Annotated in this window: 10 protein-coding genes and 1 tRNA gene; 6 read left to right on the forward strand and 5 right to left on the reverse strand. The window is 68.5% G+C overall.

Annotated features, from left to right (window positions below; all coding sequences use genetic code 11):
• Positions 1–391: 391 nt before the first annotated feature.
• A complete protein-coding gene (locus BLQ43_RS10435) occupies positions 392–1339 on the reverse strand; it encodes a bifunctional riboflavin kinase/FAD synthetase (RefSeq protein WP_090020542.1) in 948 nt (315 codons plus the stop codon).
• Between the two features lie 860 nt (positions 1340–2199).
• Between BLQ43_RS10435 and BLQ43_RS10440 the strand changes: the two genes are divergently transcribed.
• The 5 genes from BLQ43_RS10440 (at position 2200) to BLQ43_RS10460 (ending at position 6265) form a co-directional block, all read left to right on the forward strand.
• A complete protein-coding gene (locus tag BLQ43_RS10440) occupies positions 2200–3327 on the forward strand; it encodes an ABC transporter substrate-binding protein (RefSeq protein ID WP_218119178.1) in 1128 nt (375 codons plus the stop codon).
• A gap of 24 nt (positions 3328–3351) precedes the next feature.
• Positions 3352–4929 carry a BCCT family transporter gene (locus BLQ43_RS10445; RefSeq protein WP_090020547.1) on the forward strand — a complete coding sequence of 526 codons (1578 nt, stop codon included), beginning with the start codon at positions 3352–3354 and terminating at the stop codon, positions 4927–4929.
• Positions 4930–5065: 136 nt separating this feature from the next.
• A tRNA-Leu gene (locus BLQ43_RS10450) sits at positions 5066–5152 on the forward strand.
• Between the two features lie 47 nt (positions 5153–5199).
• A complete protein-coding gene (locus BLQ43_RS10455; RefSeq protein ID WP_090020549.1) occupies positions 5200–5781 on the forward strand; it encodes a YqaA family protein in 582 nt (193 codons plus the stop codon).
• Positions 5771–6265 (forward strand): disulfide bond formation protein B, encoded by a 495-nt coding sequence (locus BLQ43_RS10460; protein ID WP_090020551.1) that lies wholly within the window; start codon positions 5771–5773, stop codon positions 6263–6265. The genes BLQ43_RS10455 and BLQ43_RS10460 overlap by 11 nt, the downstream gene beginning before the upstream one ends.
• 117 nt (positions 6266–6382) lie before the next feature.
• Here BLQ43_RS10460 and BLQ43_RS10465 read toward each other — a convergent pair whose 3' ends face one another.
• From BLQ43_RS10465 to BLQ43_RS10475, 3 genes are all read right to left on the reverse strand, one after another.
• Positions 6383–6943 carry an HNH endonuclease gene (locus BLQ43_RS10465; RefSeq protein ID WP_090020553.1) on the reverse strand — a complete coding sequence of 187 codons (561 nt, stop codon included), beginning with the start codon at positions 6941–6943 and terminating at the stop codon, positions 6383–6385.
• Positions 6944–7075: 132 nt separating this feature from the next.
• A complete protein-coding gene (locus BLQ43_RS10470) occupies positions 7076–7741 on the reverse strand; it encodes an alpha/beta hydrolase (RefSeq protein ID WP_090020558.1) in 666 nt (221 codons plus the stop codon).
• Between the two features lie 13 nt (positions 7742–7754).
• On the reverse strand, positions 7755–8387 hold the full coding sequence (locus tag BLQ43_RS10475) for a DNA-3-methyladenine glycosylase family protein (protein WP_176758637.1): 633 nt from the start codon (positions 8385–8387) through the stop codon (positions 7755–7757).
• Positions 8388–8496: 109 nt separating this feature from the next.
• Here BLQ43_RS10475 and BLQ43_RS10480 point away from each other — a divergent pair, with 109 nt between their 5' ends.
• The gene (locus tag BLQ43_RS10480; protein ID WP_090020562.1) at positions 8497–9228 is read left to right on the forward strand and encodes an MBL fold metallo-hydrolase; all 732 of its coding nucleotides are present in this window, start codon (positions 8497–8499) and stop codon (positions 9226–9228) included.
• Between the two features lie 166 nt (positions 9229–9394).
• Here the strand turns inward: BLQ43_RS10480 and BLQ43_RS10485 are convergent, their stop codons facing one another.
• Complete coding sequence (locus tag BLQ43_RS10485) at positions 9395–10744, reverse strand: DUF4139 domain-containing protein (RefSeq protein WP_090020564.1); 1350 nt, start codon at positions 10742–10744, stop codon at positions 9395–9397.
• Positions 10745–11218: the final 474 nt, after the last annotated feature.

The raw sequence follows: 11218 nt of genomic DNA on the forward strand, positions 1-11218 counted from the left end.
AACTTCATAATATACTGACGGATATTGCCAATTCTTTTCTTCTTTTCTTGTTCTTATGTAATTGTTTTCCACGAGATAACGATATTTCCGCATAATTTCCGTGCTGCTCGTTTGGTTGCCTTGAGTTCGCATCACCGCCCCCAGCGTTATCGCTATTTTGCCATTTCACGCATAATTATCTCGCTTCTGCTTGTCAAGAGGGTTACACTACTATAAATATAGTAACGGAAACATAATGATATATTTAAATCTTCTTCAGTGATGGCGCAGGAGGCTTAAAGTCCCTTTGAGTCGGGCTGGTGCCGTTTCACGGCCGGGATGAGTCGAAAAGTGTTTGGGTCAACTGAAAATAGGTGCCTTGGAAAGTTGTTTCCCGAACAGCATACACCGCTCAACGCGGCGGCAGCGCCGCCCGCGCGCTTTCGCAATCGCGCGCGATCTGCTGTTTGAGCGCGTCCAGGCCGTCGAACGCCCAGTCGCCGCGGACGAAGGCGTGGACCCGCACGCGCAGGTGCTGGCCGTAGAGGTCCGGGCTCACGTCCAGCAGGTGCGTTTCGAACAAGACGCCGGGCGTGCCCTCGGTGACCGTGGGGCGGCGGCCGACGTAGGCGGCGCCGTCCCACCATTCGGTTTCCGGCCCGGCGTCGATCCCGGCGCGCACGGCGTAGATGCCGTGGGCGGGCTCCAGCATCTCGCCCAGCGCGATGTTGGCGGTGGGAAAGCCGATCGTGCGCCCGCGCTTGTCGCCGTGCTGGACGCGGCCCTCGATCTCCCACGGGCGGCCGAGCAGCGCCGTGGCCTCGGCCACCTCGCCCGCGCGCAGGGCGTCGCGGATGCGGCTGGAGGAGATGACGCGGCCGTCGGCGTCGCTCACGGGCGGCATGGCGGACACGCCGAAGCCGTGCGCGTCGCCCTCGCGGCGCAGCAGCTCGACGTCGCCGGCGCGCTTGCGGCCGAAGCGGAAGCCCTCGCCGACGACGACGTGGCGCGCGCTCAGGTTGCGCACGAGAATGTCCGCGACGAAGGCCTCGGGGCTGTAGCCCGCGAGATCCCAGTCGAACGGCAGCACGAAGAGGTGCGCCAGCTCGCACGCCTCCAGAAAGCGGACCTTGGTGCGCAGCGTGGCCAGGCGGAAGGGCGGGGCGTCCGGCTTGAACAGCTGGTAGGGGTGCGGCTCGAAGGTCAGGACGCTCGCGTGCGTGCCCAGCTCGCGGGCGCGCGCCTGGGCTTCCGCCAGCACGGCGCGGTGGCCGCGGTGCACGCCGTCGAAGTTCCCGATCGCCACGACGCCGCCGCGCGCCTCGGCCGGGAGATCCTGGGTGTGGCGGAACAGGGCCATGCGGTGGCTCGCGTGCTCGGGGCCGGTCGGCGCGGGCCGGACACGGCGGCTCCGCGCCCAACCCGCGCTCGTGTGCGGCGGCGGGGCGAGGCTGTCAACCGGCGTCCGCGTCGGGGCCGGTCGCTCGTCCCCCACCGGAAAGAGCTTGGCGCATCCCCCGCCCGAGGCAAACACAGCGGCGGCGCGAAGGCGGACCGCTTGGATTCGCGCGCAGACCAGTCGGCGGCGTGGGGAGGGCGCGTCCGCTCGCGCCACGCGATGGCCGCGGATGCACCTTTCACGTTTGCGTGAATGCGCGATGCCGCGCGGGCGGCGGCGCTCGGGCCGGGGCGCCCGGGCCATGCCCCGGTGTGCCGCGGGTCCCGGCGCATGCGTCTCGTGTCGCGCGATCGCATGCGCCGCCTCAACCAACGCTGGCGTGTGGTCTCGTGGGCGGGCCGGCGCGGCGCGGGACGGCGTGACAGGCCGGTGTCAGCCATGACGGTGGTTTCTAACTGGCCCTCGCTGTTTGCAAAGCGCGCGCCTTTGTCGATACAGTCTCCGCGCTTCGGGGCACTCGGGGGGTTAATCCTGGCGGATATCGTTTGCGCGCGGCGCGGCGCTTTGCGTCGCTCGGCGTGATGTACGTCCACGCCAGTGGTCGCCCCCGGCCAGCATCGTTTCCCGCTTCTGGGGAGGGGCGGGAAAACCGAGTCTGGGAGGCCGGATGCACGAGCCTGTGGGGCAGGCACGCATGTCGCCCGGTGCTGTGCGATGGCAATCGGATGCAGGCCGGGCGTGTGCGGTGAGCGTGTCCCGAACCGCTCGGCGGGGGCCGCAACGGGCCGCCGCCGGCCGCGATTGCACAGGGAGGAGAACAAATGCGGGCATTGCAGCGGCGAACGATGGGGGTTTGTTGCGCTGCCGCCATGGCGCTTGCCGGGACGTCCGCCGCCGCCCATCCGGACGTGCTGAACATCGTCAGCTGGGGCGGCGTCTACACGGCAAGCCAGATGGAGGCCTACGTTAATCCCTATCGGAACCGAACGGACCAGCCGATCCAGGTCGACCGCTACACCGGCGGGCTCGAGGAGATCCGCAATCAGGTCACGGCGAACAACGTGAAGTGGGACGTGGTCGACATGGGCCTCTCCAACGCCGTGCGCGGCTGTGAGGAAGGCCTGCTGATGGAGATCGACCACGGCAAGCTTCCCGCGGGCCGTGACGGCAGCTCGCCGCAGGAGGACTTCCTGGAGGGCATGCTGCCGGACTGCGCGGTCGGCCAGAACGTCTTCTCCAACGTGGTCGCCTACGACACGCGCGATTTCCCGGACAATGCGCCGGATAGCGTGGAGGACTTCTTCGACACGCGTACGTATCCGGGCGATCGCGGAATGCGGAACAACCCCCGCGGGAACCTGGAGCTGGCGCTGCTGGCGGACGGCGTTGAGCCGGATCGGGTCTACGAAGTCCTCTCCACGGAGGACGGGCTCGATCGCGCGTTCGACAAGCTGCGCTCGATCGCGCCGTCGATCACTTGGTGGGACGGCGCGGAAGATCCGCAGCTGCTGCTGGAACGCAATCAGGTCAGCATGACGACGGGCTACAACGCCCGCGTGCAGGCCGCGATCGACGACCGCGATCAGCCCTTCGAGATCATCTGGGACGGCCAGACCTACAACTACGAGCTCTGGACGATCGTGAAGGGCACGCCGCACAAGCAGGCGGCGATGGATTTCGTGAAATTCGCGTCCAAGCCCGATCGACAGGCTGCACAGGCCAACGCGATCGCGTACGGTCCGGCGCGCAAATCGGCCATGAGTCTGGTGAAGGACTCCATGCGGCCGAAGCTGCCCACGGCCGAGAAGAACCTGCAAAACGCGCTTCGCATCGATCACGAGTGGTGGGCTGACAACCAGGACCGCCTGGATGAGCGCTTCAGCGCCTTCGTTCAGGAAGCCAAGGAGATGGGCGGCAGCGACACCTTCGGCGTGGGCACCCCGCGGTAAGCGCGACTCAAGGGGAGCAGAAACATGAGCGACAATCAGTCGGAGTGGGGTGTTTACCGAACGAAACACCCCCAGTTCCAGGTTAACCCGCCGACCTTCTTCATCGCGGCGGCCTGTATCCTGGCCTTCATCATCTGGGGCCTCGTGGCCGCCAAGGGCGCGCAGGACGTCTTCGGCGCCATCCAGGGCTTCATCTCGAACTACTTCGGGTGGTTCTACATCCTCACCGCGAACGTCGTCCTGATCTTTGCCGTCTACATGGGCTTCTCCCGCTACGGGAAGGTCCGTCTGGGCGGTCAGGACCAGAAGCCCGAGTTCGGGATGTTCGCCTGGTTCTCCATGCTGTTCTCCGCCGGCATGGGCATCGGTCTGCTGTTCTACTCCGTGGCCGAGCCGCTGTGGCACTTCTCCAGTCCGCCAATGGAGCCCTGGAGCGGTGGCAGCGAAGCGGCCAACGCCGAGCAGGCCATGGGCATCACCTTCCTGCACTGGGGCCTCCACCCCTGGGCGATCTACGCCATCATCGCGCTGGGGCTGGCCTACTTCGGCTATAACCGCAACATGCCGCTGTCGATCCGCTCGGCCTTCTATCCGCTGATCGGCAACCGGATTTACGGCGCGGCGGGCCACGCCATCGACATCCTGGCGACGATCGCCACGCTGTTCGGCGTCGCGACCTCGCTGGGCCTGGGCGTCAGCCAGGTGAACTCGGGCCTGAACTTCGTCTTCGGCATTCCGAACAACACCACGGTTCAGGTGATCCTGATCGCGATCATCACCGCCTTCGCCACGGCCTCCGTCGTGGCCGGCCTGGACGGCGGCATTAAGCGGCTGTCCACGATGAACATGGTGGTCGCCGCGGTGCTGCTGGTGTTCGTGCTCTTCCTCGGCCCGACCATCTTCATCCTGGAGGCGGTGCTCGAGAACACCGGCTTCTACCTCCAGCACTTCCCCTCGCTGGCGCTGTGGAACGAGACCTACACGCGCGGTGAGTGGCAGAACTCCTGGACAGTGTTCTACTATGGCTGGTGGATCTCCTGGTCGCCCTTCGTCGGCATGTTCATCGCCCGCGTCTCCAAGGGCCGCACGATCCGCGAGTTCATCGCCGGCGTCCTGCTGGTGCCGACCGGTGTGACCTTCCTGTGGCTCACCATCTTCGGCGACGCTGCGCTGTACGTGCAGATGTTCGGCCAGGGCGGCATCCTGGAGGCGGTCAACGAGATGGGCGTCTCCCGGGCCATGTTCGCCTTCCTGGAGACCTTCCCGCTGTCGATGATCACCTCGCTGCTGGCGACCATCGTGGTCATCACCTTCTTCGTCACCTCCTCGGACTCCGGCTCGCTGGTCATCGACATCATCACGGCCGGCGGTCTCGAGGAGCCGCCGACCGGCCAGCGCATCTTCTGGGCCGTGACCGAGGGTGTTGTGGCCGCGGTGCTGCTGCTCGGCGGCGGTCTCTCGGCCCTGCAGACGGCGGCGATCACGACGGGGCTTCCGTTCTCCATCGTGCTGCTGATCCTCTGCTACGGCCTGAAGAAGGGTCTTTCCACGGACCCGGTCGCCGGCGAGCAGGCCGGCGTGGCCATGCAGGCCGCCGAGTAAGACGCGCTACATCCCGCGACGGGATGGGGCCGGCCGTCCTTCGGGGCGGCCGGCCTTCTTTATGTTGGCGCGCGCAGCGGCCCCCTGCGGTCTTGGGTGCGCCGGGCCGGCGTGCTACACAGCGGGCCGGGCGAGCGCGGGAGTGGCGGAACCGGTAGACGCGCGCGGCTCAAAACCGCGTGGCCGCAAGGCCTTGTGGGTTCGAGTCCCACCTCCCGCACCACGGCCCATCGCAACCCTCGTCGGGTCCCGAGCGGGCATCCGCCGCGAATGTTCCAGCGCCTTTACGACCGCACGCTCGCCATCGCCGAGCACCGCCACGCCACCGCCGGGCTGGCGGGCGTCGCCTTTCTGGAAAGCTCCGTCTTCCCCATCCCGCCGGACGTGCTGCTGGTGCCCATGGTGCTCGCGGACCGGGCGCGCGCCTGGTGGCTGGCGCTCGTGTGCACCCTTGCCTCGGTTGTCGGCGGGCTGGCCGGCTACGCCATCGGGCTGTTCCTCTTCCAGGCCGTGGGCGAGCCCATCCTGGCGTTTTACGGCTATATGGACAGCTTCGCCGAGCTGCGCGCGCTGTACGGCGCGTGGGGCTTCTGGGTGGTCTTCGCCGCCGGGCTGACGCCCATCCCCTACAAGGTGTTCACCATCGCCAGCGGGGTGTTCACGCTGAACCCGGCGGCCTTCATCGTGGGCTCGGCCGTTTCCCGCGGGCTGCGCTTCTTCGCGGTGAGTGCGCTGATCTATTATCTGGGCCCGCCGGTGCGCCGGGTGATCGAGCGCAACGTGAACCTCGTGGGGACGGCGCTCGTGGTGCTCCTGATCGCCGGCTTCGTGGCAGTGCGCTATGGCGTCTGAGCAGGACCGGCTGGCGCTCATCGGGCTGGCGGCCGTCAGCGCCGCCGCGCTCATCTTCGCCTTCGTCGGCCAGTACGGATTCGGGCTGGAGCCGTGCACGCTCTGCGTCTGGCAGCGCTATCCCCACGGCGCGGCCATCGCGGCGGCGGCGATCGGCGCGCTGGCCGCACCGGCCGGCTGGCCGCGGCGCGCGGCGCTCGTCATTTGCGCCCTCGTGTTCCTGACCGGCGCCGGGATCGCCGGCTTTCACGTGGGCGTGGAGCAAGGCTGGTGGGAAGGCCTGCCGGGCTGCGCGGCCCCAACGATCGACCCGGACATGAGCGCCGAGGAGTTGCGCGCCGTGCTGGAAGCGCGCGAGCAGGTCGTGCCCTGTGACGAACCCGCCTTCGTGTTCCTCGGCGTGTCCATGGCGGGCTGGAACCTGCTGCTGTCCCTGGCGCTCGTGGCGGCAGCCGCATGGGCCGCGATCCGCCGAACCGCGTAGTGCACACGCCACCAATCCCGGAAACTCGGGCGATCAAGATGCTGAATTGCCGAAAAGCGCGTTCTCAGCCCCGGAAAACGGCGGGGCGCAAAAGGCGTCGTGGGGACGGCGAGGCGGTCAGTTCTGCAGTTCGCTGTCCCAGTAGAGGAAGTCGTGCCAGCTTTCGTGCAGGTAGTTGGGCGGGAATTTGCGTGCCTGGCGCTGAAGTTCGAAGACGCTCGGCTGCCGTGGTCGCCGCCGCAACCGCATCTCGGCCGCTTCGGGGGTGCGGTTGCCTTTCAACAAGTTCATCCGGGCGCTGGCGGTGACGACATTGTCCCAGCTTGTGCGCCCGCCCTGGGCCCGTGGCAGCACGTGATCGAAGGTGAGTTCCTCGGCCGGCAGGCGAACGCCGGAGTATTGGCAGCGGAAACCGTCGCGAAGGAAGACGTTGAAGCGGGTGAAGGCCGGTTTGCGGTTCAGCGGGACATATTCCTTCAGCGAGATGACGCTGGGCAGCCGCATTTCGAAGGTGGGTGATCGCACCATCTGGTCGTATTCGCAGACGATCGATACCCGATCCAGGAAGACCGCCTTGACCACCTCGTGCCACGGCCAAATGGACAGCGGAAAGTAGCTCAGCGGCCTGAAGTCCGCGTTCAAGACAAGCGCCGGGTAGGCATTGGCCGGAACGGACACGGCTCCGCTCCCCGTTCTGGTCCCGCTATGCCGATCTGTGCCGCTGCATGGCAGCACATTTGAAGAGATACGCCAACAGGGAACCGCCGGCAACCCCCGGCGGCCCGGGCCGCCGGGGGTGTCACCGGATCTTCACCTCGCGGCCGCGCCCGGCAGGTTCGCCCGCAGCGTCTCGATGGCGAGCTGGATGCCGCGCTCGTCGATGCCGTGGCCCATGCCGGGCCGGCGCTCGCTGGTGACGGGCACGCGATTGGCCGTCAGCGCGGCTTCCGTGGCGCCCAGGGCCTGGACGGGGATGATTTCGTCCGCCTCGCCGTGGACCAGCAGCACGGGCGGGCGGCTCTGGATTTCGTCCGCCAGGTGGTCGCCGCCCGGCAGCAGCGACGAAAAGGCGCAGATACAGGCCACGGGGTCCGCGCGCCGCAGGCCGACGTGCAGCGCCATCATGCCGCCCTGGGAAAACCCCACCAGCGCCAGCTTGTCGGCCGTGAGGCCGTGCGCGCGCAGCTCCGCGTCCAGGAAGGCGTCCAGCGTCGGCGCGGCGCGGCGGGCGCCGGCGTCGATGGCTTGCGGGGACTGGTCCTGCAGCGAGAACCACTGCTTGCCGAAGGGCGCCATGTCGCACGCCTCCGGCGCGTGCGGCGAGACGAAGGCGGCGTCCGGCAGGGCCTGGCCCAGATAGGGCGTGAGCTGAATGAGGTCATTGCCGTCGGCGCCCAGGCCGTGCAGCAGCACCACCAACTGCTTGGCGGGGCCGCCGCTTTGCGGCTGCGCGCGCGGGCCGTCGAGGTCGGTCATTTCGCCTCCGGAATCACACTGGGGCATCGGGGTGGCGGTAGAGGTGCCACAGGAACTTGGCGGCGGCGCTGCGGTGCGGGCGCCAGGTCTCGGCGATCTCGCGCAGCGTCCCGGCATCGGGCCGGGCGTCGAGGCCCTTGAGCCGCTGGCCGGCGGCCTGGAGCGCCAGGTCCTGCGCCGGGAAGACGTCGGGGCGCTCCAGCGCGAAGAGCAGGAAGATCTCGGCCGTCCACTGCCCCACGCCCTTGAGGGCGGTGAGCTGGCGCAGCACGGCGTCGTCGTCCGCGTCGGCCAGGCGGTCGAAATCCAGCTCGCCGCGGCCGACGGCCTCGGCGATGCCCCGGATGTAGCGCAGCTTGGGCCGGCTGAGGCCGAAGCGCCGCGCATCCTCGTCCGAGAGCTCGCGCGCGCCCTCGGGCGTCAGCGGCGTTTCCGCCTCCTGCAAGCGGGCGACGATGGACGCCGCGGCTTTGTTGGACAGCTGCTGCGCGGCGATGATGCGGACCAAGCCGGCGAACGACGGGTCCTGGCGGCGGTGGGCCGGCAGGCCGCAGGCCGCGTAGGCGTTCGCAAGATCGGGGTCGCGCGCCGCCAGGGTGTCCAGCGCGGCGCGCAGGCGTTCGTCGGGCGTGTGGGCTTCGTGCATGGCGGCGGACTGTAAACGAGGCGCGCCCGCGACGCAGCCGTGATGGGTGTCACTGGTTCCCCGCGCGGCGGCGGGGTAGGGTGGGTCGCCAAGCCGGGGGGACGAGGAGATGCGCTGTACCATCGCGGGGAGCGGCGACGCCTTCGGCAGCGGCGGCCGCCACACCACCTGCTTTCACCTCACCAGCGGCGACACCACGCTGCTCGTGGACTGCGGCGCCTCCGCCATGGTGGCGCTTGGGCAGGCGGGGCTGTCGACCAACGCCGTCGACGGGATCGTCATCACCCATCTGCACGGCGACCACTTCGGCGGCCTGCCGTTCCTGCTGCTCTACGAGCAGGTGGAAAGCGAGCGCACCCGGCCGCTGACGCTGGCCGGGCCGCCGGGCCTCTATCCCCGCGTGATGGAGGCCATGCAGGTGCTCTTCAGCGGCTGCCCGCAGGACTGGCGCTTTCCGCTCACCGTGTTGGAGATGCACACCGGCACGGCGGTGGACGTCGCCGGCTTCCGCGTCGAGCCCTTCGCGGTCGTCCACAGCATCGAGCCGACGCACGCGGTGCGCGTAAGCGACGGCGAAACCACCTTCGCCTATTCCGCCGACACCTGCTGGACGGACACGCTTTACACCGTGGCGGACCGCGCCGAGCTCTTCGTCATGGAGTGCTATGCCTACGACGAGCGCCAGTCCGCCCACACCGATTGGCTGACCCTGCGCGACAAGCTGCCGGGGCTGACGGCGCAGCGCGTCATGCTCACCCACATGAGCGCGCCCATGCTCGCCCGCCTGGACGCGGTTCAGGGTGTGGAGATCGCCCGCGACGGGCTGACGGTCGAGGTTTAGGGTATCGTGCGTGAAATCGTGTTGGCCGAGAAAACCGGAAACCGTGGGATAGGTTCATGTTTTTCCAGTGCGAGCAGTTTGCGCGCCTGCGGCGCGCGAGCCGTGTGGCTGTCCACGCACGAGCAAGCAGAATCACGCCGGTGATTCTGCTTTACGGCGATCTGCTCTAACGCTCGCTCACGCGCACGGTGTAGCGCAGGGTCGATTCGCCGCCCGCCGGAACCTCGACGGCCCAGACGGGCCGCTGGGCGGTTTCGCGCAGGTGCTGGTGGCTTTCCTCCAGCATGCGCCAGTCGCGCGGGAAGCGGCCGATGACGCGCACGGTAACGGGCTTCTCGCGCGCGTTGCTCAGCGTGACTTGGCGTGACAGCTGGTAGGCGTCCTCGCCGATGCGGCGGTAGCCGGTCTGCTTCGCCCGCGCGGTGACGTCGAAGGCGTTGCCCAGGTCCAGGGTCAATTCGGTGCCGAGCGGGGTGTCGGCGACGCGCTGCTCGCCGCGGAAGACGCCGCCGGCATTGACGCGCACGACGCCCGCCGGCAGCGCGCGGTCCAGCCCGGCTTCGCGCGTGTCCGCCACGCGCAGGCGCAGGTCGACCGGCGCCTGGGCCGTGTCGGGCTGCGGCTCGGCCGTGGCCAGGTTGGTGACGCGGTAGCGCGCCTGCACATCCACGGTTTGCGGCGTCATGAGCGCGAGCTGTGTGCGCCCGCCGGCGTCCAGCGAGAGGCCGCGGTCCAGCTCGTAGACCTTGAGATTGGCGGCGCTGCTCGGCTTGCCCGCGTCGGCGGCCGACATCGCGCGCATCGTGGTGGCCTGCTCGCGCTGGGGTCGCGGCTGCTCGGCCTGCGCGACCGCACCCGCCACGAGCTGGAGCGAATCCGCCTCGATGGCCGTGTTCAGCCGGCTCTCGACGGCCGCCATCGTGCGCAGCGTCAGCGTGCCCGCCGCCGGGTCCCACTGCGCGCTGTGGGCGGCCTTCCACGACAGCCCCTTCGTCAGGTAGCTGGTGGTCAGCGTGCGTTCCCCCGCGCCGTCGGCCTGTACCCGCAGGGTGGCGCGCGGCAGCGTGGCGGCGTCCTTGGGCAGGTCGGGGAAGACGATCTCGCCGCGCGGGTCGTGGAGCACGCGGTCCTGCACGCTGAGCACCGGGCCGTCGGCGAGGGCGAGCAGCTCGGCCTCGACAGTTTCGCGCCCGCGCCCCGTCGGGTTTGGGCGGATGAGGTGGACGGTCTCGCCCAGATGCGCCTGCAACAGCTGCTGGCGCGTGATGGGCCAGGGGGAGACCTGCTGTTCCAGCACGCGCACACCCTCGCCGCGCAGGGTCAGGCTGTCCGCCACGATGCCGGGGCTGAGGTCGTTGAGGCGCAGCGACGACGCGCCCTCGGGCAGGCGCGTCTGCCGCTCCACGCTCATGCGCGCCAGGTCGTCGGGGTAGACGGTCAGCGTGCGCGTGGTATCGGCCGCGAGGGCGGGGGCGGCGGCCACAAAGGCGGCGGTCAGGAACGCGGGCAGGCGCATGGGGTCCGTCCGTTCGTCACGAGGCGGGATTTACCGTATCACGGGCACGGTCGAGACGCTTTGTGGCCGTTTGATGGACGGCAGCGGCGTGGATCGAACGCGCGTGTTTGGCGAACACACCGGCTAGAGCATCGTGCGTGAAATCGTGTCTGCCGAGAAGGCCGGAAACCTCACGCTAGGTTCCTGTCTTTCCTGTGCGAGCAGATTCCGCGCCTGCGGCGCGGGAGCCGTGTGGCTGTCCACGCACGAGCAAGCAGAATCACGCGGGTGATTCTGCTTTACGGCGATCTGCTCTAGGGTCGCGGCGTCGTAACGGTTGGCCGATGCTGTCCGCGCAGAACCTCGTGCCGACGGAATCAAACATCCTCATGTTTTTGAGAAACCCGTTCGTTTCGGCGTGACGCCGGTGTCGAGTGACAGATGGGATTAAACATCCTCATGTTTAGCGACGGGCGCGGAGGGCAGCGGTGAGGG

The organism is Limimonas halophila (assembly GCF_900100655.1).
Taxonomy (GTDB): domain Bacteria; phylum Pseudomonadota; class Alphaproteobacteria; order Kiloniellales; family Rhodovibrionaceae; genus Limimonas; species Limimonas halophila.